The following is a 24,382-nucleotide window of genomic DNA, read 5'->3' as shown; positions in this document are numbered from 1 at the left end:
TCTCCTTGAAAGAATTACGCTTTAACCTTGAAGCTGTTGGCATAAGCTTTAGGGTCTTTACCATCCCAGACCACGCCGTCAATCAGCTTGCTGCTACGCATCACGTCTGTCGGCACGCTAATGCCCAGAGATTTGGCGGCTTCGGTATAAATATCAATGCGGTTCACCTTTTTCGCCACGCCGAGGTAATCCGGGTCAGACTTGAGCAAGCCCCAGCGTTTGTGTTGGGTCAGGAACCACATGCCATCTGACAGGTAAGGGAAGCTGACCTTGCCGTCATTGAAGAACTTCATATAGTTGGGGTCTTCCCATTTTTTGCCGATACCATTGTCGTAGTGGCCGAGGAAGCGACCTTCAATCACTTCTTCTGGCGCATTGACATAGGCTTTGCCTGCGATCAACTTGGCCACTTCGGCACGATTTTTGGTTGCATCAATGTAGCGTGAGGCTTCGAGGATGGCTTTGGTTAACGCCAGCGCGGTATTCGGGTTCTTGGCGATAAAGTCAGCGGTGGTGCCCAACACTTTTTCCGGGTGGTCTACCCAGATATCTTGTGAGGTGGCGACGGTGTAGCCAATCTTGTCGTAAATGGCACGTGCGTTCCAGGGTTCGCCCACGCAGTAGCCATCCATATTGCCAATCCGCATGTTGGCGACCATTTGTGGCGGCGGTACGACGATGGTTTTTACGTCCTGCATTGGATTGATGCCATAGGTCGCCAGCCAGTAGTACAACCACATGGCGTGCGTGCCGGTGGGGAAGGTCTGGGCGAAGGTAAAGTCGCGGTTTTCGTTATCCAGCAAACGTTTCAGCGTGGCGCCACTGGTGACGCCTTTTTCCTTAAGCTGGTTAGCCAGCGTGATGCCCTGGCCGTTGTTGTTCAGCGTCATCAGCACGTTCATGTCTTTTTGCTGGCCGCCAATGCCTAGTTGTACGCCATAGATCAGACCATACAACACATGCGCAGCATGTAACTCGCCATTGGCCAATTTGTCGCGGACACCCGCCCAGGAGGCCTCTTTAGAAGGCACAATCTTGATACCGTATTTTTTATCAAACCCCATCTGGGCAGCCACGATAATCGGTGCACAGTCCGTCAATGGGATAAAACCTACTTTGACTTCCGTGATTTCCGGGGCATCAGAGCCTGCAGCCCATGCCTGGCTGCGGATCGCAGAAGGCACCATGTTCATCATGGCGGCGGCACCAAATGCGCCTGCTAGCGTATTCATAAAGAAATGGCGGCGTTGCTGGTTCACCTGGTCAACCGGCGTTGCCTCGGCGGGGGATACATTTTTTTTGTCAGAACTGCTCATGTCGGCTCCTTGAGATTTGATTCGAAAAAGGGGTTCGGAAAATACAAAACAAAAAAGGCGTCCTGAATGCAGACCGTGGTCTACACTCAGGACGCCTTTGTCCTTTTGCTTGCAAGCCCTTTTGCTAAAAGGCTGCGGTACTTACATTAATTTAATAACGGGTATAACTCAGTTGTTAGGCAAATTACCTGATATCAGGCATTTGCCACGGAGCATATTTGACAGGATCGCCGTTGATCCAGCTTGCTCTTAGATAAGCACTAGCAAACGGCATGCCAACTTTATTTTATTTTTAAGTGATTGAATTTTAATGAAAATATTAGTTTCTTTTGTAAAGGGGCATATTATTGCCGGGCATAGTTGCACTGCTTTCGTGCGAACTGCTCAACATTGGCGCATGACTTGGGCTGGTGTGCGAGGAGCCCGAGCAACAGGATGACCATACACGCCAGTAATAGACTTAAGCCACGCCAAAAGGCCAGCGGATGACGTTCCAGCAAAGGCGGATGGGCATGACGCAGAAAGGCTGCATTCGGTTTACGCAGGTCAAATAAGAATTCAGAGGCCTGCGCATAACGTTTTTCTGCCTGCGGGTGCACGGCACGGGCGATGGCGGCGTCGACCCAGGCCGGAAACGCCGGTTGTGTATAGCGAATCTCCCGGTAATACAAACGTGACAGGTGTTGCGGATGTTTTACCTTCGCGACCTCTGTCCCATAGGGCAGTTTGCCTGTGAGGCACTGGTAAGTGATCACCCCCAAGGCATAAATATCCGATTGTGGCGTTGCTGGCCATCCCAGAAACTGTTCTGGCGCCGAGTATTGCAGCGTGCCAGGCAAGGTTACCGTGCTTTCTAGCTCGCTCATTTCTTCGAGACCAGCCACGCTCACGGCCCCAAAATCAATCAAGGTGATCTGGCCATCGGTATCGACCAGGATATTTTGCGGCTGCAAGTCGCGGTAGACCATCTCCAGTCGATGAAAGGCTTCCAGGGCGCTGGTGATCTGTTCCACCAGTTGGCGGACGGTCTCTAGGGATGGTTGCGGGTGATCCAGCAGCCATTGTTGTAAGGTTTGCCCCGGCACATAGTGCATCACACTATATAAAAACTTGCGCGGAGAAGCTGACGTATACGGCCGTAATATATGGCGATGGCTGATGCGCCTGGCCACCCATTCTTCGAGGTAAAAACGTTCCAGTGCCTGTGCATCGGCGGACAGGTCCACCGATGGGACTTTGAGGGCAACCTGGGTGCCCGTTTGCAGGTCACGTGCCAGGTAAACATGGCTGCGGTGGCTATGATGCAGGCAACGCAAAATATGGTAACCATCAAACGGCTTACCTTCTTCTATGGCCGGGGCAAAGGGGAGTGCCTGCATGCTTTGTGTCAGCGAGGCCATGTCATGGTCGGGCAGTTGTAACAAGCGCACCGCCAGTGCTGTCAGGTTATCCTCGCTACCGCGTGCATGCGCGAGTTTAACCCAGTGCTGGCAGAGACGATTGAGGTCGCTGGCGGTTTGGATATCCTGCAAGATTTCTTCTGAGGTCAGGTGTTCAAATACGCCATCAGACATCAATAAATAAACATCGCCTGCTTCCGCGGCCTCGCTGTGATAATCAATTTCTGGTTGCGGGCTCATGCCCAGGGCGCGTGCCAGATAGCTATGTTGATCATCGACCCAGAAACGGTGGTCTTCGGTCAGGCATTGCAATTGCTGGTCACGGAGACGGTAAATGCGCGTATCGCCCAGATGAAATACATGGATAGCCCGTGATTTAATGATCAGGGCGCTAAAGGTACAGACGTAGCCTCTGTTTTTGTCAAAACGATAAGGGCTGCGAAACGTCTGCGCATTGAGTGTGGCATTAATACTGCGTAAGACTTGCAACCCACCAGACTTGACTGACCATTCTACAGGGGTGAGCGCGTAATCTTGTATAAACTGCTGAATGGCCAGCGTACTAGCCTGGTCGCTGACATCGCTGCTACTGATGCCATCGGCAATGGCAAATACCCAACCTTTGCCAGTAGCAGGCGGGCTGTCTTGTGTGGTGAGGCCGAACGCATCCTGATTGACTGGTTTGCGTCCGGCCTCGGAGCAGGCGCCGCTTTCTATCTGCAAAGAGGCAGGCATGCCGTTTAGTAAGACTTGTAAGGCAGGAACTTGCCGCTCATGGTGATTTTGACGCGATCGCCTTTAGGGTCGGCTTCGCGTTGCAAATCCATATTAAAGTCAATGGCGCTCATGATGCCATCGCCAAACTCTTCGTGAATCAAGGCCTTAAATGTGGTGCCGTAGACGCTGATCAGTTCGTAAAAGCGATAAATTAATGGATCGGAGGGCACCGCAGTGGGTAACGATCCTTTATAAGGTACCACTTGTAGTTGGCTTATGGCTTCTCCAGGCAGTTGTAGCAGTTTTCCCAAGGTATTGGCTTGTTCGGCAGAGAGGGTCATTTGGCCAAGTAGGGCGGCCGTTGTCCATTCCTTGCTCAAACCAATGGCCTCAGCAAGTGTTTTCCAGGACAGTTGCAAGGCATTTTTTTGTAACACTATCAGTTCTGTGACTTCATCTCTTGTCATGATTAACTCCATTGATATCGTGTGGGACGGGCTCACTGCCACGACGAGCAGGCGAGCATTGTTTACAGTTTACGTTTGGGTTGTGTGCGCACATGGGTGGTATACAGCGTCAGGCCGGTAAAGGCCAGGCCGCCCACCAGATTGCCAAGCGCAGTCGGGATTTCATTCCATACCAGATAGTCTGCAATCGAAAAATTGCCGCCCATGATCAAAGCAAATGGAAACAGAAACATATTGACGACCGAGTGCTCAAAGCCCATGAAAAAGAACAAAAAGATTGGCATCCACATGGCGATCACCTTGCCGCTGACGTTGGTTGAAATCATGGCCCCCACCACGCCCAGCGACACCATCCAGTTGCACAACATGCCACGGATAAAAATGGTGATCCAGCCATCCAGGCCATATTTGGCGTAGCCCAGTGTTCTGGCCTCGCCTATACCGGCGACTTTGGTGGCGATGGCGCCGCCATCGGTATTAAAGCCATAGGTGAAGATAAAAGCCATCATCCCGGCCACCGTGAGCGCGCCAGCAAAATTGCCAATAAATACCAGACCCCAGTTACGCAGGATTTGCGGCCAGGTCACGCCGGGGCGTTTGTCCAGCCAGGCCAGCGGAGTCAGCATGAAAACGCCGGTCAGCAAGTCAAATCCCATCAGGTAGAGCATGCTGAAGCCCACCGGAAACATGACAGCTCCTACCAGAGGAGATTCTGTCGCCAAGGCAATACTCACTGCAAACACAGCGGCCAGCGCCAGAATGGCACCCGCCATATAGGCGCGAATCACGGTGTCACGCGTGGCCATATAAATTTTTGATTCACCGGCGTCTACCATCTTAGAGACAAATTCGGCGGGGGCTAGATAAGACATTGCATACCTCTTACTTTCTTGGATGAGTCCAAAACAAAAAGGCGTCCTGACAGTCAACCCGCTTGAGTCTACTGTCAGGACGCCTTTGTCCAGATTGCTGAATTGGTTGGTACCCGCTGTATTCAAATCACCAGGATTCAAACACAAGCCAGGGGACCACCTATTTATACCCGCGCTTCCGCCATTGGAATCGCGTTAATTGATTGATAGCAATTGTTATGCCATGTATTAATATTGCGAATAACACTTTGTTTTAATGCTGTTTTTGTCCATATTTTACGGTTTTATAGGTGTAGATATACACCGCGTATATGCACAGGCATGGTGCGCATGCCCGATCCTGAGCGGTTAATCGCGGGAAAAATGTGTCTGTGCGAGAATGTTTTCCGCGATATCCACAATTTTGCGGTTTTGAGTCATGGCCGTACTGCGCAACTGTTTGTAGGCTTCCATTTCATCAATATCAAACTTGCGCATTAGCAGGCCTTTGGCGCGTTCGATCACTTTGCGCTCTGACAAGGCTTTTTTAGTATCGGCCAAGGTGACTTCCATCTCGGCAATCTGTTGCGATTGCTGTTGCAGCAACTGCATGATAGAAGTCACGGGTGCCGTATGCCTAGCTTCATTTGCCTGAAATTGCAGCGCACTCTCGACCGGAATCGACAGGTTGAAGAAACTACTATCCAGGGGATGATTGGGATCAGCGCTTTGCGTCATGGCATCCAAATATTGCTTTGTTTGTGCCAGGTCTTTTTTCGCATGGGCAGAAAGTTCTGCCAGCATGCGGTGCATGGATTGCACCAGCTGGCATTGAATTAGCCAGATTTCACTCAGGCGCTCACTGCACAACGCAAACCAGGTATCACTGGCGCTGGTATTGAGCGTTTGCTGATCTTTGGCCACCGTCAGCTGGTGACGCAAGTGCTCATGCTGCTGTTGTAGGCGTGAGCTTTGCAGGACCGCCCATGCCTGCTGTAGCTCCTGGGCGCCAAACTGGCTGAACAGTTCAAAATGGCGATTTTGCTGTGTGATCAATTCCAGCAGTTTTTGCTGATGCTCGCTTTGCATGCTGCCTGAGCCAAATAAATAAGAGCCGACTGCACGCTCCTGACCGGCAAACTCCTTGGCTTGCACCAGGTTGTAGAGCGTCAGCAAGCTGGTGGAGACCTTGCTGTTGACCGAGCTGTCCGTGATCTCGAAAATCAGCGAGATCAAGCTTTGTATAAAGCGGTTATAAGACTCTATGCAATCCGCAAATGAGATCTTGAGTAGCGTAATTTGATGACGTAAGTTTTTAAGCTGGTCCAAACCCAGCAAAATCCAAGAGATGAGCGTCAACTGTTTGGCATCGGTCAGCGCATGGCGGTCCAGATATTGTTGCAAGGCTTGCCTGAAATCGGTTTCAATTTGCTGATTTTGCACGACGATATCCGCACGTGCCTGCGAGAAGCGTTTGCCGGAAGACGCTAAATAAAGACAGCTGGCACCACGTTCAGCCTGAATTTGATGAATGAGCTGCCCAATTCTTTCGACAAAAGTAATTGAGCTATCCAGGCGCTCCAGCTCCTCGATATGTCTGATTTTAGCCAGGGTAATGGTTTGTGCGGGGGAAATGTCGGTCATCATCGGACTTGTTCAAGCAAAAACTGTGCGCAGGAGAATCGATGCGCTTGGCAAGGGCGAGCATTCTAACGGGGTTTGGCTGGATTGGACAATAGACCGTCGGTTTGCAACAGTGCACGTGCAATGTCTTCCACCGTCACGCGTTTGAGCATGGCCTGCTCGCGCAGGACTTTGTAAGCCTCGGTTGCACTGATTCCGCGCGCATGCGCCAACATGGCTTGTGCCGCACTGATTTCGCCTGCCGCCTGCAGTTTTTCTTCCAGGCGCTGGTTACGTTTGCGCAAGGTTTTTAATTGCTGGCAATGATGCATGGTCAGGATGAGGGTGGAGAGCAAGCCTTTGGCTTGCAGAGGCCTTACCAGCATGCCATGGCAACCCAGCGCAGTGGCGGTCTCCAGCGTGGTCGGGTTTTCATAATCCAGCACTCCAATCAGCGGGATCGCCGACTCTGGTGTCAGCCACGGCAGTTTCTTTTTCGCGCTGGCTTGGGCATCTAGCAGAAAAATCACCAGCTCGGTTTGCGCGGGTAGCTCAGCCACCGGCGGCCATAGCGCGACCGTCTGGCAGCCAATCCGGTGCAGTTGCTGTGTCAATACCTCGCGGTTTTCGTCCTCAGGATGAAAAATCGTGATGCAGGCATGGCGCAAATGGCGGAACAGCTCCAGCGTGGAGCGCGGCGCCTGCGCCTGCTTGGCCTGGCGCTGACCAGGGTGAGGGGCGGCGGGTGACTCAGCCAACGCGATACTCCGCCGCATCAGGCAGGTTGTTCCAGCTGGCGCCTGGGTGCGTCACCAGATAAGGGTCGGGGATCACCGCTGCGGCACCGCCACCAGCGATGATCTCGAACTGGCCAGCCGCATTGACGCGTGCAATGCGCGGGTGTAGCCGGGTATGGTGGTTGCCGGCATCAATGGCAATACGGCCTTGCGGCGCGTCAAAGGCTCGGCCCAGTAGCTGTGGCAACAGGGCATCATATTGGTCGCTCCCTGCCGCGCGCATCGCTTCGGCAAACAGGTGGGTTTGAAAATATGCTGCTTCCCAGGCCATATTAGGCGCAATCTCGTTGCCATACTGCTGCCTGAAGCGAGTGATGCAGGCCTGGTTCTCGGTACTGGCAATGCTTTGAAAATAGGGCGCAGACGTGATGTGGCCCTGGGCCGCACCGCCGCCGATTTCTGCCACCTCTGCTTCAGAGGTGGTCAGGCTGGCAATCGGGGTGTGCTGGGCATCCATGCCGATCTCGGCATAAGCCTGGTACAACAGGCGGGTGGCTTGCCCCACCACGGTAGAAAACACAAAGTCTGGCGACTTGGCCTTGATGTCACGCACCACCGCTAAAAAATCTTTTTCTGTCGCCGTCAGCGGCACGTAGCGCTCGGCCAGTTTTTTGCCGCCCGGGACTTCAAGGATAAAGTCACTCATGATGCGGTTGGACTCATACGGGTAAATGTAGTCGCAGCCTATCATGTAGACGCGCGCGCCAAAATGCCGCGTCATATAGTCAGCCAGTTGTGCACTGTTCTGGTTAGGCGCCGCACCTGTATAAATCACATGCGGCGAGAATTCAAAGCCCTCGTAAGGCGTGGGGTAAAACAGCAGCCTGCGCCATTTTTCCACCACCGGAATCACGGCTTTGCGCGTGCTGGACATATAGCAGCCAAAGATCACATTGACGCCATCTTCGCGAATCATGCGCTCGGCCAGTAACTGGTATTGTTGCGGCATGCCCTGCGGATCATAGTGGACGGGCACCAGTTCACGACCAGCGATGCCGCCCGCGGCATTGATTTCTGCGATGGCAAAGAAAGTGGCAAATGCCTGTGAGCGTTCTATGGTCGCCGTGGCGCCGCTGGTGGAAAACAGCACGCCGACCGGGATCGGGTCAGTGTTTGCCATGAGATGCTTTCATCAGGGGCTCCGGCCGGGCCGGAGCCATTGTGTTGCATTGAGGCGATCAACTCTAGTGTGATCTCGCCTAGTTTCATCTAGCCTAGTGTGATCGCCAGTCAGAACATCCGACTATTCGTTAGGTAAGCCTGCGATGGGCGCCTCTTTGGTGCCCAACGTCGAGCGCGTAAACGATTCTACCATGTCGCGCGCAGCCGCCGGGTCCTGTACCCATTTGCTGTAGAAGCTATATGGACACTGCGCCACGCCTTTATCGCCATCGCCTGAATTGAGCACGCCGGTGTAGCCACGGTGCAGCAACTTGAACAGGTGATTTTCGGACTGGCCATGTTTGCGGAAGTCGCGGATCAGGTGTTTGCTTAAGGCTGCATACTGCACGCCATTTTCTTCCTCGCCACATTCGCCCAGCGTACGGCCATCAAAACCGATAATCGCCGAGTGGCCGAAGTAGGAGTAAACGCCATCAAAGCCGGCCGCATTGGACACGGCCACATAGGTGTTGTTGGCAAACGCCATCGCCTTGCTGATCAGAATCTGCTGCTCTTTGGCCGGATACATATAGCCCTGGCAACGCACAATCAGTTCGGCGCCTTTCATGGCACAATCGCGCCAGATTTCAGGGTAGTTGCCATCGTCACAGATAATCAGGCTGACCTTGAGGCCTTTGGGGCCTTCGCTGATAAAGGTTTCCTTGCCTGGGTACCAGCCCTCGATGGGCACCCATGGCATGATCTTGCGGTACTTCTGCACGATTTCACCTTGGTCATTCATGAGGATCAGGGTGTTATACGGGGCTTTTTTCGGATGCTCTTCGTGCTGCTCGCCGGTGATCGAAAATACGCCCCAGACTTTGGCCTTGCGGCAAGCCTCGGCAAAAATATCGGTTTCCGGGCCGGGCACTGTGGTGGCATTGTCATACATTTCCTGACCGTCATACATGATGCCGTGCGTGCTGTATTCCGGGAAAATCACCAGATCCATGCCGGGCAGACCGGCTTTCATATTGACCACCATGTCGGCGATGTTGCGACAGTTGGCCAGAATCTCGGCTTTGGTATGCAAGCGGGGCATTTTGTAATTGACGACGGCCACACCGACGGTGTCCTGGCTGCTGGAAATATCACCATGTATCATGAAGCTTCTCCTGAAAAATTTAAAAAAGGCTAGTGACTCGATACATACCGATTACGCATAAAAAAAGCCCACCGGCCATCAAATGGCGGGTGAGCTTTTTTGCTCGAATCATCACCGGCGCTGTTGACGGTGTGATTAAAATGTGGGGCGTAGCAGGTATTAACCTTGGTATTAATTTAACGCCAGCCAGGCCCGCACGCCATACGTTAATTTGCGTACAAGGTCATTGATGATGCCGCTTAATGCGGGCGTTCAAAGCGCCGCAACACATGGGCAGACATGCCCTTGGCCAGTTCTTCCTCGCCAAAAAACACCGCTTCGGTCTCGCCCAGTTCTTTTTGCAGGCGCAGGTATTCGTCCTCATGATGGGTGCGGATCACGACTTCGATATCCGGTTTGAGCTGCTTGGCGATCTCCACCATCTTACGGATATTCATGGCATCCGGCGTGGCAATAATCAGTAGGGAGGCATTGGCAATGTGGGCCTGGATCAACACCATTGGGTCCGCCGCGTTCCCCGAGACGGCAGGTTGCCCCTGTTTGCGCAGTTTTTCCACCACTTCACGGTTTTGTTCGGCGACCACATAGGGGATGGCGGCGGCGGTCAGCGACTGCGCAATGCGTTTGCCCACCCGGCCATAACCGACCAGCACCACCTGGCCTTCGAGGAACTTGCGCTCGGTAGTCATGGGTAACTCACCATAGGGGTCCATGCGTAACGAGAACTGCCGGGCCAGATCAGACTTGCTGACCACCCAATTGGCCAGAGGCTTGATCGAGGCAAACACCAGCGGGTTCAAGGCAATGGAAATGAGCGCGCCTGCCAGCACCAGGCTCATGCCATCGGGGGACATCAGGTTGAGTGAGACCCCCAGCCCGGCCAGAATAAACGAGAACTCACCGATTTGCCCGAGGCTGGCGGCCACGGTTAACGCGGTATTTAAGGGATAACGCAAGGCCAGCACAATGGCCACCGCTGCCAGCGACTTACCCAGGATAATAATCGCCACTACAGACAACACCTGTACGGGTTGTTTGATCAGAATGCTGGGGTCAAACAACATGCCGACCGAGACGAAAAACAACACGGCAAAGGCATCGCGGAACGGTAGCGAATCTTCAGCGGCACGGTGGCTGTATTCTGATTCACGCATGATCATGCCGGCAAAAAACGCACCCAATGCGAACGAGACATTAAATAAGGTCGAGGCAAAAAACGCCACCCCGATCGCCACCGCGATCACGGTCAGCGTGAACAGCTCGCGCGAGCCGGTGCCCGCCACATACCAGAGCAACCACGGCAACACACGCTTGCCGACCACCAGCATGATGGCAATAAAGCCTGCCACTTCGAGCAAGGTCATGCCTATGGTTTGCCAAATGGCGGCAACACTGGTTGCTTCACTCTGGCTACCGCCCAACACGCCCGCCAGGGCAGGCATCAACACCAGTACCAGCACGGTCACCATGTCTTCCACCACCAGCCAGCCGACTGCAATCTTGCCGTTCATGCTTTCCAGAATACGGCGTGACTCCAGCGCCTTGAGTAATACCACCGTACTGGCGCAAGACAGGGACAAACCAAATACCAGGCCTTCGCCCCAGCTCCAGTGCCAACTCCAGGCGACCAGCATGCCTAGCAGCGTTGCCAGCGTCATCTGCGCCAGTGCGCCGGGCAGGGCGATGCGTTTGACCGACAGCAGGTCTTGTACCGAAAAATGCAGGCCGACGCCAAACATCAATAACATGACGCCGATTTCCGACAGTTGCGAGGCAATTTCAAGGTCGGCGACAAAGCCAGGGGTGGCGGGGCCGATCATGATGCCGGCCAGCAAATAACCAATCAGCGCAGGCAATTTGAGTTTTTCGGCAATTAGTCCAAACACCAGTGCCAGCGCAAACGCAACGGCAATGGTGGTAATCAGGCTCAGGTTATGGTCCATCGTCAGGGTTTCTTTTAAGTTATTTTATTTGCGCAGGCATACGCAATATGGGTTTCGCAAGCGTTGATGCTATTTCAAGCACAGGCATACCGCCTGTTCAGACTGACCGTGTGCTGGCCAAAAAGTTGAAATTAATTGCGATCAATGTATTATTTTTTATCTTGCCGCAAGAAGCCATGCCGCGTCAATCACCAATCGCAGGCAGCACAGGGTTAAGGCTGCGAAAAAGGCATGGACAAGCGTTGCAGGCTGTAGGTACACAATTGTTCTGCGCGCTGCCAGCGTTCACTTTCGCTCATGCTGCCAAAGTAAACAATACTGAATACGCCTTCGATCACCGATTGGCAGTAGAGACTGACCAAGTCAAAATCGACGTCAGCGGGCAGCTCTTTGTGGGCAATGGCCTGTGTCAGCAGGCTGTTGATTTGCGCAATGCGTTTTTTCTCCCAGTTGTAGCGCAGTTGCAGCAGCTCGGGCGAATCATCAATGCCCACATACAGAAAAAACAGCACGCGCTGGATAGAGCTGGGTTCGATATAACTGCGCACTTCCTGCAAGCAGTAGTGTTTCAGGTTTTCTAGTGCGCTATGCGCCGGTTGCCCCTGAAACGGTGAGGCTTGATGGATGACACGCTCGGCCATGGCCGTGGCGACTTCAAGCTTACCTTTATAATGCCCGTATACGGCGCCGCGTGACAGTTGCGCGGCATCGGCAATATCAGCCATGGTCGCCTGCGTAAAGCTTTTGCCGTAAAACACATGCTCAGCTGCATCCAGAATCTGGTCACGGGTTTTTTGCGCGTCTTCTTTGGTTTTTCTAGCCATGTCGGGTGGTTCTAGCCTGGCGGCTCGGTGACAGTCCAGTCGTTGATGATGGCCGCTATCATACCAAAAAATAATTAATCAGTCATGATTGATTAATTATAAAAGTGCCGCTAGAATATTGTCATCCATACAATTAAGGGTAGTGCATGTCCCGTATTTCTCACTCGACGCTGGCGCTTTCGGCGCTGTTGATCTTGCAATTGGCTGCGTGCAGCAAGCCGAAAGAAGCCGCTCAGCCCGCAGGCGCGGCGCCTGTGGTGGAGGTGGTCAAGGTGCAGGTGGCGGATATTCCCGATGAGGTCGAACTCCCTGGCCGGGTCGAGGCCTACCGCATTGCCGAGGTGCGCGCCCGTGTCTCCGGCATTGTCGCTAAGCGCCTGTACCAGGAAGGGCAGGTGGTGAAAGCCGGCACGCCGTTATTCCAGATCAATCCCGAGCAGTTGCAAGCCAGTAAGCTCGAAGCCGAGGCTGAGTTGGCACGGACCGAGGCCAACCTGGTCAATGCTAACGACAAGTTGCAGCGTTATCAGGCTTTGATTGGCGACCAGTCTGTGAGCCAGCGTGATTACCGCGCGGCACAAGCTGAGGCGCAACTGGCAAAAGCCGAGGTGGCCTCTGCCCAGGCCAAACTTAATCGTGCCCGGCTGGATTTGGGGTATGCCAATGTGACCGCGCCAATTGATGGCGTGGCCCGCCGCGCACTGGTCACCGAGGGGGCGCTGGTCGGCAAAGATGAAGCTACGCAACTGACCACCGTCGAGCAGGTCAATCCGGTCTATGTTAATTTTTCCCAGTCGTCCTCAGAAGTGTTTACCTTGCGCAAAGCGCTGCGCGATGGCCAGCTCAAAGGCAACGATGGTGACTTTAAAATTAAATTGGTCTTGCCGGATGGCTCCATGTACGCCCAAGCAGGAAAACTTTCATTCTCGGACGTCTCCGTCAACCAAACGACCGACTCTGTGGTCATGCGCGCCATTTTTGAAAACCCGCAGCAGGTGTTGATGCCAGGCGCATACGTCAGAATCAAAATCCGTCAGGCCACCAATCCGAATGCGATTCTGATTCCAAGAGATGCGTTGATGCGTGACCAGTTTTCGACGCGTGTGTGGGTGGTGAATGCCAAAAACGAGCTGGAGTCACGCGAGGTGCAAGCCGGCCGTGTCATAGACAAACAGTGGGTCATTGAGCAAGGGCTGCAAGCCGGTGAACAAGTGGTGGTCACCAATGTGGCGGCACAAACGGCGGGCAGCAAAGTGACGCCCAAACTGATCAGTGCCCAAGACAATATCACCAAAGCCGTGGCCCCTTAACCGGGCAGCGCGCAGAAAGACAGGAACCAGGCCATGAGCCGTTTTTTTATTGATCGCCCCATTTTTGCCTGGGTGATTGCCATTCTGATTGTGTTGGCTGGCCTGATCGCCATCAAACAATTACCGATTGCCCAGTATCCTGATATTGCCCCGCCTGTGGTCAATATCGCCGCAACTTACCCTGGCGCCTCGGCCAAGGTGGTGGAAGAAACCGTGACCTCGATTATCGAGCGCGAGATGAATGGCATGCCGGGCCTGATGTATGTTTCTGCCACCAGCAATGTCGGCATGGCCTCCATCAGTGTCACTTTCCGTCAGGGCACCAATCCTGATCTGGCTGCCGTGGATGTGCAAAACCGCCTCAAAAGTGTCGAAGTGCGTTTGCCGGAAATCGTGCGTCGCAGCGGCATCACGGTGGAAAAGTCTGCTGACAGTTTTCAGCTGATTGTGTCGCTGACCTCGGAAGATAACCGCTACAGCGAGATTGATCTGGGCGAGCTGTCATCGGCCACGGTGATGCCTACGCTCAAGCGTGTGCAAGGTGTGGGTAAAGTACAATCGTTCAGCCCGGAATACGCCATGCGCATCTGGCCAGACCCGCAAAAAATGGCTGGTCTCAATGTGGGCGTGACCGAGATCGTGAATGCCTTGCGCAGCTACAACACCCGCCTGACCTTGGGGCAGGTGGGGGCCAGTGGTGTGCCGGACGGTGCGCCGCTGAGTGTCTCACTGGAAGCCGAGGCTACGTTAAAAACGGTAGACGACTTTGCCAATGTGCCTATCCGCATGCAGGCAGATGGCTCAGCCCTGTTGATTAAAGATGTGGCGAAGGTTGAGCTGGGCAGCAGTGACTACACCTACAGTTCAAGGGTCAATGGCAAGAATGCCGCCGGGATGGCGATTAAACTGGCGCCGGGCTCCAATGCGGTTGAAACCATCAAGCGGGTCAAGGTCGCGATGGAGCAGATGCAGCCATATTTCCCGCCCAATGTCGCCTTTCAACTTTCGTATGACTCGTCAGCATTCGTTTCTATTTCGATCAAAAAAGTGATCCAGACCTTGGTGGAAGCCATTGTGCTGGTGTTTCTGGTCATGTATCTGTTTATGCAAAACCTGCGTGCGACGCTGATCCCGACCATTGTCGTGCCGATTGCCCTGATGGGGACATTTGCCGTCATGTACTGGCTGGGCTACTCGATTAATGTGCTGACCATGTTTGGCGTGGTGCTGGCGATTGGCATTCTGGTGGATGACGCCATTGTTGTGGTCGAAAACGTCGAGCGCCTGATTGTGGAAGAGGGCTTGTCCGCCTACGATGCCACGGTCAAAGCCATGTCGCAAATCAGTGGTGCCGTGGTCGGCATTACGGCGGTGTTGGTGTCGGTGTTTATCCCCATGGCCTTTTTCAGCGGCGCGGTGGGCAATATCTACCGCCAGTTTTCGCTGGCTTTGTCAGTGTCTATCAGCTTCTCGGCCTTTTTGGCGCTCTCACTCACGCCGGCCTTGTGCGTGACGTTGCTACGCCATGAGACAGGCAACAAAGCGCGCTTTTTTGTCTGGTTTAACCGCAGCTTTCAGCGTATGACCGAGCGCTACACCCACTTGACTGGCGGCCTGCTCAAAAAGCCTATGCGCTGGCTGGCCGTGTTTGCCTTGATTGTCGCGCTGGCAGGCTGGCTGCTGGTGCGTTTACCAAATGCGTTTTTGCCCGAAGAAGACCAGGGTAACTTTATGGTCATGGTGTCGTTGCCACAAGGCGCGACGCTGGCAGAAACCGCCAAAGTGCTGGGCGATATGAGTGAGTATATTCAGGCACATGAGCCCGTTGATATTATCTTTGAGGTGAGCGGCTTTAGCTTTTATGGCACCAGTACCAATAGCGGCATGCTGTTTATCACGCTCAAAGACTGGGCAGAACGGCCAAACCCAGATCAACAGGTGCAGGCGATTGTAAACCGCGTCAACCAGAAGTTTTTTGGGCGCCCCAATTTGACTATTTTTGCCATGAATGCGCCGCCCTTGCCCGAGTTGGGCAGTTTTGGCGGCTTTGACCTGCGGCTGGTAGACCGTGCCAGCGTGGGTGTTGAGGCGCTGATGAAAGCGCGTGACCAGTTGCTGGCTGAGTCTGCACAGCGGCCAGAGTTGGCCAATGTGCTGTTTGCCGGTTTGTATGACACGCCAGTGGTTAACATGCAGCTAGACCGCAGCAAAGCCAAGGCGCTGGGCGTGTCACTGGATGAAATCAACGACTCGCTGGCGACGCTGCTCGGCTCGAATTACCTGGGCGATTTTGTCTATGGTAACCAGGTGCGCCGCGTAATCGTGCAGGCCGATGGCAAGCAGCGGCAAACGCTGGAAGATATCAAAAAAATCCGCCTCAAAGCGGCGGATGGCAGCTTGGTGCCACTGGCTTCCATCATGACGCTTGACTGGGCCATGGGCACGCCGCAACGCACGCGCTTTAATGGTTTTCCGTCATTTAACATCAATGGCGGTCCCGCGCCTGGCTTTAGCAGTGGCGAAGCCATGCGCACCATGGAAACCCTGGTGAATGGCCTGGGCAAAGGCATCGGCTATGAGTGGGCCGGGCAATCGCTGGAAGAAAAACAGTCGGGTAGCCAGGCCAGCCTGCTGTTTGGCTTGTCCATCCTGGTGGTGTTTCTGGTATTGGCCGCCTTGTATGAAAGCTGGGCGATTCCGTTTGCCGTCATGCTGGTGGTGCCGTTGGGCGTGCTAGGCGCCTTGCTGGGGGTGACCTTGCGTGAATTACCTAATGATATTTATTTCAAGGTCGGCCTGATTGCAACCATCGGTCTGTCAGCCAAAAACGCCATTCTGATTGTGGAGTTTGCGCGTGAACACGTGTTGCATGGCATGCCGCTGGTGGAAGCGAGCTTGATGGCAGCCAAAGAGCGTCTGCGCCCAATTGTGATGACCTCGCTCGCCTTTGGTGTCGGCGTGATCCCGTTGGCATTCTCAACCGGTGCCGCCTCCGGTGCACAAGTAGCTATCGGCACCAGCGTGCTCGGCGGCATCATTACCGCCACCTTGCTCGCCATCTTTTTCGTGCCGTTGTTTTTTATTGTCGTGGGCCGCTGGATGAAACAGCCAGCCTCACAGCAAAGGGTGTCTCATGAAGTTTAGCCGTATTTCCATCATCCTTGCCGTGGCTTTTGCAATGGGCGGTTGCTCGCTCGTGCCTGAATATTTCAGGCCCGCCGCGCCAGTGCCTGAGGTTTATCCAGGCCAGCCAGCAAGTGACACCGTGACCAATACACCTGTCACTGAGGCGCCGCCACTTAGCTGGCAAAGCTACTTTGCAGATGCTGATTTGCAGCGCCTGATTCAGGTCGGGCTGGCGCATAACCGTGACCTCAAAACCGCCGTGTTACGCATGGATGAGGCCAAAGCCACCTATGGCGTACAAAAGGCCGACCGCCTGCCAACCATACAGGGCAACCTCAATTACGACCGTAGCCGCACCGTGTTCAGCTCCAGCCAGGCGTTTGACGCCAAATTGTTCCGGGTTGGTGTGGGTATTTCAGAGTATGAAATTGACGTGTTTGGCCGGGTAAAAAGCCTGTCGCAAGCGGCGCTTGAGCAATACCTCGCCGTGGCCGAAAATCGCCAAGCCGTGCAGACCACGCTGGTCACCGAGATTGCCACACAATACGTCAATTTTTTAGCGATCAACGACCAGCTCAAGCTCGCCCAGCAAACGCTGGATGACCGTAAGCAAACCCTGCAACGCACCCAGCGCCGCTTTGAAGCCGGGTTGGATCAAGTGCTGGATGTGAAAGCCGCGCAAATTCAGGTCGAGCAAGTACAAGCGCAACTCGCGCAATGGCAGCGCCAGCTCGCCACTACGCAAAATGCCTTGTATCTGCTGCTGGGCGAAACCTCACACCGCACGCCACTGCCAGTCAAGCCGCTCGCCGCCTTGAAACTGGCTGACGTCACGCCAGGTTTGCCTTCCACCTTGCTCACCAGACGGGCCGATATTCGTGCCGCCGAGCATCAGCTCAAATCCGCCAACGCCAATATAGGTGCTGCCAGAGCCGCGTTTTACCCGCGCCTGCAACTCACTACCAATGTTGGTTTGGTCAATTCAGACTTCTCCAAATTGTTCTCGGATACAGGCAGCAATTACTGGGCCTTCAGCCCGCAACTGGTGCTCCCGATCTTTAACTACGGCCGCAACAAAGCCAACCTCAACCTGGCCCAAGCCCGCCAGCATATCGAGGTCGTCAATTACGAAAAAACCATCCAGACTGCGTTTAAAGAAGTGATGGATGTGCTTAGTACACGCACAGTGATTGCCGAAGAGTTTGCCGCCAGAGAACGTTTGCGAGAGCTGGAGAGCAGTCGCTTGCAACTGGTGAAACGCAAGCTTGATCAGGGACTGGTGACTTATTTAGAGTTGCTTGATGCACAACGCAGCGTGTTGGACGCGCAGTCGCAAGCCGTGCAGATTCAACAGCAGGCGTTGCAGAATCAGGTAGGCTTGTATAAAGCGCTAGGCGGCAGTTAGGCTGTTAAAACGGCGTTGTTGACGTGTTTAGGTTTGTATTTTAGGATGGGCTAAAAATTTAATAACAATATGAAAACGTTAAATAAATCCCTTAAGTCTTCAATCAAAAAAGCATCAATGACGGAAAGTTTTGCGTCATTTAGGATGCCTACTTTAAGTTATGCCTCAAATGCGTAGATCTATCCCCATCCTTTCGGCATTGATTTGGAGCGCCGGTGCCGCGGCGGGCCCTACTGTTCAGCCGTTTGTTGAGTCTGAAGTTCAGTCAGGCTGTGGCTGCAATTTTCAATTTGTTGGCCCAGCCGCGACCGGCAAGACATTTCTTTGGTGGCTTGAGGGTGAGGACGCATTCATGCGCGTCGATGGAAGGCTTGAAAAACTCTCCGTTGAGCAAACCGGGGGTAGAAGCAAGAAGCGCGGTGTGATTTCTGTCGGAGACGCAACCTCCTACGTATTGCGCAACAAGTCCCTCCAGGTGAAGGTATCAACCACGGTTGTTCAAGCGTGCTCTCCAGAGAACGTTGAATGCGAGTCAGTCGGCGTTAAGGCGAGCGCCGTAGCTACATCTCCCAGCGGTACGACCACTGTAAAAGGACTGGGTACATGTGGGTGTTGAAGAGGCATAACCCTGCGCTCCACCGGACGCTGCGCGATAGAGCCGCGCAGCGCCAGTGACCTCCACGTTAGCCGCTATTGGCAAGAGGGTCGTAATGCTTGGCGAAAAGTTTCTTTTGATACAGCAGGAAGCATTTCTGGCCAGGTCGTCTCTCCTGTCTGGCCTAGATGCGCTCAGAAACGCGAATGTCAGCGATTCAGATAAGGGAAAGTTCTACGAGGCGTTCTTTCTTTTATCAATTGGTCTTGAGCGGCTAATGAAACTAATGGTTGTTTGCCACCACATGGCAAAAAACCAACTGAATCCACCTTCCAATGGCGTCTTAAAGGCCGCTGGCCATAACTTGCTCGGTCTTTATGAGACCTGCAGGAATGTTGCCATCTTGGAAATGCCACGGCCACCAGCGTTTGTGAGCGAAGGCGAATTGGAGTTTGAAGTTCTTAAGTTCTTATCTGAGTTTGCAAAATACTCGCGTTACTACAACCTCGACACCATAAGCGCGAAGTCGGACGAGCCAGACCCGCTTGCTAAGTGGTGGAAGATTCTTGGCAGAGAAATTATGGAGTCTGTCTCTGCGAAGAAACGGCAGAAGATTGAGAGTGAAAGCATCCAATATTGCGACAGCATTGGGGCGGCAGGGTTCACCTACATGCGAGGGATGGATGGACAGTTGATGACAACGTTGGAGGCTGTGGCCTACCCCCGCTTTGCCGCCGCCGCTGCCCCATACTCTGTTTGGCGCGTTATTCGCATTGCTGCGCCAATTTACTCTCTCTCATGGCGCATTACGGATATCGCTCACCAGTACGAGGTTTCAATTGGTCGTAACCACCCGGAAGTCCCGTATCTCTATGAGTTTTTCCCATTCTTGGGCCTGGATCGCAGCACAGTGCTGAGTAGAAAAACGTGGAAATAGCGGCTAACAAAATCGCTCAAGGTCGCTCCCGTTGGTCGCTGGACAGCCAAGGGTGTGCAACACGTTGCGCACAATTTGATACCCCACTCAATGTAGATTACGTTCAGCCAGGTAGGGTGGGCAACTCGTTGCCCACTCGGTAAAACTCACGCACAATTCCACCATGTCACGTTATAGACGCATGGGTTTTGTTGCCTGACCATATTCTTTCCATATGGACGCTACCATCCAATATGGATTATTTGCATTTCAACCCACATAAGCATGGCTTAGTGAGCAACGTGAAAGATTGGCCTTATTCAACATTTCACCGATATGTTAAAGCGGGCGTTTATGATGAGGATTGGGGTGTGGGGCTAGATTTTGTGGAAGGAGCGTTTGGTGACGGGTAACGAACTTACGCGTGGGCAACGAGTTGCCCACCCTACAGACTGAGCGACACCGCAACGCGATTTCTTCAACATAGCGAGCATGAAATACGGGGTCAGGTCTCAAGACCTGGCCGCGTATTTTGCCATTTGACTACGGTGAAAAAGATACTTGAAATACACTTTGCAGTAACTTTGCTATAATCCTGTAGAAGTAGCATTTCATTTTTTGCTTTTGACGGGCTTGTAGAGGTTCTGGTTGCTTGAGCGCCCGCTGCTCTGATACTAATGGGAGAACTTGATGTGGCCGATTAGATTTTTATTCGCCGTAGGACTGTTATCGCTAGCGGCGCCTTCTTCAGCCGATGTGATCCTGGCGCTCACACCTACCGCCAGGATCGACTTTGAGACGCAAGTAAAGATCACTTATACGTTGACCGGTAGGGCTAGCAGTCCTGGAGGGCAGAATGTAGGTGAATTTATCTTCCGAATCGCGCCTATGAGTCTGCCCACCGCAGGCAATATAGCCTCGGTCTTTAATCCAACCATCGCACTTACCGGCCCTTGGGCGAATCCAAATTTCGGCACACGTGGTGCCATTATAGCTGCTTCTAATAGCAGAGTAGGTTTCGATGCATTCAATTCAGAACCGGGTAAGTTTAGTCCGATTGATGCGACAGGTGGAGTTGTGGGCACATTTGACATAATCTGGAACCGTCTGCTTGCGGGCCAGTACGACGCGGCTATACCCGCTTCTGCGATGGGTGGTGTTTACTCGCTCACAACATCGGGTGACTTTGATTTCTCTCCAACCATTGCAACGTCCTCCGGTGTATCCACATTTATCACGGCGGTTCCTGAACCGGGATCGATGTTACTCATGGCGATTGGAAGTTGCGGATTGCTCTTGCGGCATCGTCACCAACAGAGAAACCGCCAATAAGGTTCGACAACTGAAATGGATTCCGCCAATACGTATCAACGACGCAAACGCAAGTGCGCGACGAACAAGGTCGTGCACCAAAGTTCGCGGTCTGGTACTTTCGAAATGGTGGGGCACTCGCGCGCACTTGGTTACGACCAGCCGAGTAGTAGGGTGGGCAATTGATTGCCCACGATTCATTTAAATGTGTGCAGTGATGCCAACTCATTAATCGCGACTATATCCATTTAGTCCCCGGACATACCCAAAACAATCCCCATTAACACTTTATCTCGCCACCCATAGTGGTGATTCCCGCATTTGCAGGTACTATCTGCCCTCTACCATTCAAGAAGCGTCGTTTCCACATGCAAAGTGAAGTCAAAGAGCCCGTCAGCCATGCCGTTGTGGCGGCCGTGCAACTGCCAAATGTCAGTGATATAGAGTTTGAAGCTTCGCTGAATGAGCTGCGTGAACTGGCAAAAACACTGGGCTACAAGATCGTCCACACCTTTGTGCAGAAGCGCGCAGGCTTTGATATCACGGGTTATCTGGGCGTGGGTAAGCGCGAAGAGATTCGTGATTATGTACGCAGTATGGCTGGAGACCCTGAGGCGTTGGTGTTTAATCCCGATGCGCTGAATATTGAGGCGGTGCTGGTGGACCATGAAATCTCGCCGTCGCAGGCGCGTAACCTCGAAATTGAAGTGGGCTGCGAGGTGATGGACCGTACCATGGTCATTCTGGAGATTTTTCACCGCAACGCTCGCTCACGCGCAGCGCGTGCGCAGGTGGAGATTGCGCGGCTGGGTTATATGGCGCCACGTTTGCGCGAGGCGGCCAAGCTGGCGGGCCCGCAGGGGCGGCAGCGTAGCGGGGCGGGTGGTCGCGGGGCAGGGGAATCGCATACCGAGCTGGATAGACGCAAGATTCGCGACCGCATTGCCGAACTGCAACAAGAAATTGTGATTATGGATGGCGAGCGCCGTACGCAGCGTGCGCGGCGTCAGGAGCGGCAGACGATGGCGAGTGTGGCGCTGGTGGGCTATACCAACGCCGGTAAATCTACCTTGATGCGCGCGCTGACCGGCAGCGAAGTGCTGGTGGCGAACAAGCTGTTTGCCACGCTGGATACCACGGTGCGCGCCTTGTACCCCGAGAGCGTGCCGCGCGTGCTGGTCAGCGATACGGTCGGCTTTATTAAAAACCTGCCGCATGGCCTGGTGGCTTCTTTTAAATCCACGCTGGATGAGGCACTGGATGCGGCGTTGTTGCTGCATGTAATTGATGCCAGTGACCCCGGGTTTGAGCGTCAGTTGGAAGTCACAGACACCGTGCTGGAGGAAATTGAAGCTGACACCGTGCCGCGGATTCGCGTGTTTAACAAGATAGATTATGTGGGTGATGCCGCCGCGCAAGCCGAGTGTGAAGCTGCACTGCGCCTGAAATATCCGGACTGCATCGTGATGAGTGCACGCCGCCCGGAAGAAGTGGCTAGTCTGCGGCAGAAGATCGTGGACTTTTTTCAGCAAGACCTGGAGGAAACCGAGCTTTTCCTGCCATGGTCGGCACAACAAGTGCGCGGCAAAATTTATAGCAGTTGCCAGGTGTTGAGCGAGCGCTCCGAGGAAGAGGGCACCTTCTTCACCTTGCGCGGTGAGCCCAATACCTTCGCGCAATTGCGCGAGCAAGTTTTGCAGCTAGAATAAATCGCCACCCTCGAATGCCCTCCTGTTGACCTCCATACACGGCACTGGCAACATGCAGGAATCATTGTTTTAAAAAGCCTTGTTAGCGCTTTGCCTATCATGAAAGAACGCCTGGTCTGCCCCGTTTGCAAAACTGCCGGATCACTGCTGGATGTGGTGGATTTAAACAAATCTTGCGAGGAACAGCGTGGAAAGTATCTGCCTCTCGCAGGCGTTGCCGTCTATTACAGCCTGTGCAATCACTGTGGTTTTTGCTGGGCGCCTGAGCTGCACCAATGGCCTTTAAGCAAGTTTGAGGAAGATATCTACAACGCGGACTATGGGGTGGTCGATCCTGACTATCTTCAGATCAGGCCAACCTCAAATGCAGAGGTTTTGCGTTCGATCTTCCCTGTTTTTCCGCCTACGTTACGGCATCTGGATTATGGCGGCGGCAACGGGTTGCTCTCACGGCAATTGTCAGCGGCAGGTTGGCTTTCTAGGTCGTATGATCCCTTTGTAGACAAGCACACAGACATTGCATCGCTCGGACAATTTGAGCTCATCACCGCCTTTGAGGTGTTCGAGCATGTGCCTGATGTATGGGCGCTGATGTCAGACTTGTCATCGTTGCTGGCTAAAGACGGATTGGTGTTGTTTTCTACCTTGCTCTCTGACGGTAATATCCATCCAAACCAGCGGCTGAGCTGGTGGTATGCATCCCCGCGCAATGGCCATATCAGCCTGTTTTCAAGAAACGCGCTCACCCTGCTAGCCCAGAGCAAGCAATTTAACTTTGGAAGCTTTAATAGCGGCTTCCATGCTTTGTACACCACCGTACCACCTTGGGCGAGCCATCTGATTCGTGTGGGTTAGCGGCCAATCAAAACGGCTAACCGCATGGGTGCATTAAGCCTGTGCCAAGCTAATAAACGCTTGTACATAATCAATCTGTATATCTGCTTCTCGAATCCCTAAGTAAATCTGCTTGGCAATCCCTTGCTTACCAAGCTTAACCGGCACCACATCAAACCGGGTTTGATATTCCTCGACCAACCAGCGTGGCAGGGCGGCGACACCGCGGCCACTGGCGACCATTTGCAGCATGATATCTGTGGTTTCTATGGGCTTATGCAGGTGCGGACTGATGCCGGCGGGTTGTAGAAACTGGTTGTAAATATCGAGGCGGTCTATGTCTACCGGGTAGGTGATCAGCGTTTCGCTGCTGAGTTGTGCCGGCGTCACATATTCCGCCTCAGCTAAAACATGCTGGCGATGCACCACCAGCACTTGTTCGTAATCAAACACCGGCTGAAACAGCAGGCCGGGTTTATACAAGGGGTCGGGCGTGACCAGCATGTCGATCTCGTAGCCAAACAGCGCGCCGATGCCGCCAAACTGGAACTTCTGTTTGACGTCTACATCCACATCCGGCCAGTCAGCCAGGTAGGGCGAGACCACTTTGAGCAGCCATTGGTAACACGGGTGGCATTCCATGCCGATGCGCAGGGTGCCGCGTTCGCCTTGCGCAAACTGGCGCAGCCGCTCTTCAGCCAGTGATAACTGCGGCAGCAGGCGGTTAGCGACGGCGAGCAGGTATTGTCCGGCCTGGGTCAGGCGCAGGCTGCGGCCTTCGCGTAGCCAGATATCCGTGCCCAGTTGCTGTTCGAGCTTTTTAATCGAATGGCTGAGCGCCGACTGCGTGAGAAACAGTTTTTCAGCGGCAGCGGTGAGTGAGCCTTGTTGCTCGACCTCGCGGATAATCGCCAGATGGATGCGTTCTATCATGTGTTATATATGAATTAAATTAATAGATGGTTGAAATAA

At 53.6% G+C, this 24,382-nt stretch carries 18 protein-coding genes; 7 read left to right on the top strand and 11 right to left on the bottom strand.

What is annotated here, in order from left to right; translation table 11 throughout:
• Positions 1 to 14 precede the first annotated feature (14 nt).
• From INP77_RS03100 to INP77_RS03055, 10 genes are all read right to left on the bottom strand, one after another.
• Positions 15 to 1,316, bottom strand: a complete 1,302-nt coding sequence (locus tag INP77_RS03100) for a CmpA/NrtA family ABC transporter substrate-binding protein (protein ID WP_194747225.1) — start codon at positions 1,314 to 1,316, stop codon at positions 15 to 17.
• A 344-nt stretch (positions 1,317 to 1,660) separates the two neighbouring features.
• On the bottom strand, positions 1,661 to 3,451 hold the full coding sequence (locus tag INP77_RS03095; protein WP_194747224.1) for a bifunctional protein-serine/threonine kinase/phosphatase: 1,791 nt from the start codon (positions 3,449 to 3,451) through the stop codon (positions 1,661 to 1,663).
• Positions 3,452 to 3,456: 5 nt separating this feature from the next.
• Entirely contained in the window at positions 3,457 to 3,900 is a 444-nt protein-coding gene (cynS, locus tag INP77_RS03090) for a cyanase (RefSeq protein WP_194747223.1), read from the bottom strand.
• A gap of 62 nt (positions 3,901 to 3,962) precedes the next feature.
• The gene (locus tag INP77_RS03085) at positions 3,963 to 4,772 is read right to left on the bottom strand and encodes a formate/nitrite transporter family protein (RefSeq protein ID WP_194747222.1); all 810 of its coding nucleotides are present in this window, start codon (positions 4,770 to 4,772) and stop codon (positions 3,963 to 3,965) included.
• 348 nt (positions 4,773 to 5,120) lie between these two features.
• Positions 5,121 to 6,398 (bottom strand): nitrate regulatory protein, encoded by a 1,278-nt coding sequence (locus tag INP77_RS03080; RefSeq protein WP_194747221.1) that lies wholly within the window; start codon positions 6,396 to 6,398, stop codon positions 5,121 to 5,123.
• Positions 6,399 to 6,460: 62 nt separating this feature from the next.
• The gene (locus tag INP77_RS03075; RefSeq protein WP_194747220.1) at positions 6,461 to 7,132 is read right to left on the bottom strand and encodes an ANTAR domain-containing response regulator; all 672 of its coding nucleotides are present in this window, start codon (positions 7,130 to 7,132) and stop codon (positions 6,461 to 6,463) included.
• On the bottom strand, positions 7,125 to 8,291 hold the full coding sequence (locus tag INP77_RS03070; protein WP_194747219.1) for a transporter substrate-binding domain-containing protein: 1,167 nt from the start codon (positions 8,289 to 8,291) through the stop codon (positions 7,125 to 7,127). Before INP77_RS03070 ends, INP77_RS03075 begins: the two co-directional genes overlap by 8 nt.
• Positions 8,292 to 8,414: 123 nt before the next feature.
• On the bottom strand, positions 8,415 to 9,437 hold the full coding sequence (locus INP77_RS03065; protein WP_194747218.1) for an aliphatic amidase: 1,023 nt from the start codon (positions 9,435 to 9,437) through the stop codon (positions 8,415 to 8,417).
• A gap of 239 nt (positions 9,438 to 9,676) precedes the next feature.
• A complete protein-coding gene (ybaL, locus tag INP77_RS03060) occupies positions 9,677 to 11,380 on the bottom strand; it encodes a YbaL family putative K(+) efflux transporter (RefSeq protein ID WP_194747217.1) in 1,704 nt (567 codons plus the stop codon).
• Between the two features lie 212 nt (positions 11,381 to 11,592).
• Positions 11,593 to 12,204 (bottom strand): TetR family transcriptional regulator, encoded by a 612-nt coding sequence (locus tag INP77_RS03055; protein ID WP_194747216.1) that lies wholly within the window; start codon positions 12,202 to 12,204, stop codon positions 11,593 to 11,595.
• A 146-nt stretch (positions 12,205 to 12,350) separates the two neighbouring features.
• On the opposite strand from INP77_RS03055, the gene INP77_RS03050 reads away from it, so the two are divergent.
• The 7 genes from INP77_RS03050 to INP77_RS03020 all read left to right on the top strand — a co-directional run bounded on the left by INP77_RS03050 (position 12,351) and on the right by INP77_RS03020 (position 23,431).
• Entirely contained in the window at positions 12,351 to 13,514 is a 1,164-nt protein-coding gene (locus INP77_RS03050; protein ID WP_194747215.1) for an efflux RND transporter periplasmic adaptor subunit, read from the top strand.
• Positions 13,515 to 13,547: 33 nt separating this feature from the next.
• Positions 13,548 to 16,658, top strand: a complete 3,111-nt coding sequence (locus INP77_RS03045; protein WP_194747214.1) for a multidrug efflux RND transporter permease subunit — start codon at positions 13,548 to 13,550, stop codon at positions 16,656 to 16,658.
• Positions 16,648 to 18,045, top strand: a complete 1,398-nt coding sequence (locus tag INP77_RS03040; RefSeq protein WP_194747213.1) for an efflux transporter outer membrane subunit — start codon at positions 16,648 to 16,650, stop codon at positions 18,043 to 18,045. Before INP77_RS03045 ends, INP77_RS03040 begins: the two co-directional genes overlap by 11 nt.
• Before the next feature lie 710 nt (positions 18,046 to 18,755).
• Positions 18,756 to 19,577 (top strand): hypothetical protein, encoded by an 822-nt coding sequence (locus INP77_RS03035; protein ID WP_194747212.1) that lies wholly within the window; start codon positions 18,756 to 18,758, stop codon positions 19,575 to 19,577.
• 669 nt (positions 19,578 to 20,246) lie between these two features.
• Positions 20,247 to 20,888 (top strand): PEP-CTERM sorting domain-containing protein, encoded by a 642-nt coding sequence (locus INP77_RS03030; protein ID WP_194747211.1) that lies wholly within the window; start codon positions 20,247 to 20,249, stop codon positions 20,886 to 20,888.
• Between the two features lie 347 nt (positions 20,889 to 21,235).
• Positions 21,236 to 22,576 carry a GTPase HflX gene (hflX, locus tag INP77_RS03025; RefSeq protein WP_194747210.1) on the top strand — a complete coding sequence of 447 codons (1,341 nt, stop codon included), beginning with the start codon at positions 21,236 to 21,238 and terminating at the stop codon, positions 22,574 to 22,576.
• A 99-nt stretch (positions 22,577 to 22,675) separates the two neighbouring features.
• Positions 22,676 to 23,431 (top strand): class I SAM-dependent methyltransferase, encoded by a 756-nt coding sequence (locus INP77_RS03020; RefSeq protein WP_194747209.1) that lies wholly within the window; start codon positions 22,676 to 22,678, stop codon positions 23,429 to 23,431.
• Between the two features lie 33 nt (positions 23,432 to 23,464).
• Here INP77_RS03020 and INP77_RS03015 read toward each other — a convergent pair whose 3' ends face one another.
• The gene (locus INP77_RS03015; protein ID WP_194747208.1) at positions 23,465 to 24,343 is read right to left on the bottom strand and encodes a LysR family transcriptional regulator; all 879 of its coding nucleotides are present in this window, start codon (positions 24,341 to 24,343) and stop codon (positions 23,465 to 23,467) included.
• Positions 24,344 to 24,382 lie beyond the last annotated feature (39 nt).

This window comes from Methylophilus sp. 13, from assembly GCF_015354335.1.
Lineage (GTDB): Bacteria > Pseudomonadota > Gammaproteobacteria > Burkholderiales > Methylophilaceae > Methylophilus > Methylophilus glucosoxydans.
Note: the sequence above shows the minus strand (reverse complement) of the source record. Positions and strands in the feature narration are given on the sequence as shown.

Coding starts and splice junctions, on each gene's coding strand:
- INP77_RS03050 (WP_194747215.1), top strand. CDS start 12,351: ATGTCCCGTATTTCTCACTCGACGCTGGCGCTTTCGGCGCTGTTGATC.
- ybaL (WP_194747217.1), bottom strand. CDS start 11,380: ATGGACCATAACCTGAGCCTGATTACCACCATTGCCGTTGCGTTTGCG.
- INP77_RS03015 (WP_194747208.1), bottom strand. CDS start 24,343: ATGATAGAACGCATCCATCTGGCGATTATCCGCGAGGTCGAGCAACAA.
- INP77_RS03020 (WP_194747209.1), top strand. CDS start 22,676: ATGAAAGAACGCCTGGTCTGCCCCGTTTGCAAAACTGCCGGATCACTG.
- INP77_RS03055 (WP_194747216.1), bottom strand. CDS start 12,204: ATGGCTAGAAAAACCAAAGAAGACGCGCAAAAAACCCGTGACCAGATT.
- INP77_RS03100 (WP_194747225.1), bottom strand. CDS start 1,316: ATGAGCAGTTCTGACAAAAAAAATGTATCCCCCGCCGAGGCAACGCCG.
- INP77_RS03045 (WP_194747214.1), top strand. CDS start 13,548: ATGAGCCGTTTTTTTATTGATCGCCCCATTTTTGCCTGGGTGATTGCC.
- hflX (WP_194747210.1), top strand. CDS start 21,236: ATGCAAAGTGAAGTCAAAGAGCCCGTCAGCCATGCCGTTGTGGCGGCC.
- cynS (WP_194747223.1), bottom strand. CDS start 3,900: ATGACAAGAGATGAAGTCACAGAACTGATAGTGTTACAAAAAAATGCC.
- INP77_RS03080 (WP_194747221.1), bottom strand. CDS start 6,398: ATGATGACCGACATTTCCCCCGCACAAACCATTACCCTGGCTAAAATC.
- INP77_RS03065 (WP_194747218.1), bottom strand. CDS start 9,437: ATGATACATGGTGATATTTCCAGCAGCCAGGACACCGTCGGTGTGGCC.
- INP77_RS03095 (WP_194747224.1), bottom strand. CDS start 3,451: ATGCCTGCCTCTTTGCAGATAGAAAGCGGCGCCTGCTCCGAGGCCGGA.
- INP77_RS03085 (WP_194747222.1), bottom strand. CDS start 4,772: ATGTCTTATCTAGCCCCCGCCGAATTTGTCTCTAAGATGGTAGACGCC.
- INP77_RS03035 (WP_194747212.1), top strand. CDS start 18,756: ATGCTTGGCGAAAAGTTTCTTTTGATACAGCAGGAAGCATTTCTGGCC.
- INP77_RS03070 (WP_194747219.1), bottom strand. CDS start 8,291: ATGGCAAACACTGACCCGATCCCGGTCGGCGTGCTGTTTTCCACCAGC.
- INP77_RS03040 (WP_194747213.1), top strand. CDS start 16,648: ATGAAGTTTAGCCGTATTTCCATCATCCTTGCCGTGGCTTTTGCAATG.
- INP77_RS03030 (WP_194747211.1), top strand. CDS start 20,247: ATGTGGCCGATTAGATTTTTATTCGCCGTAGGACTGTTATCGCTAGCG.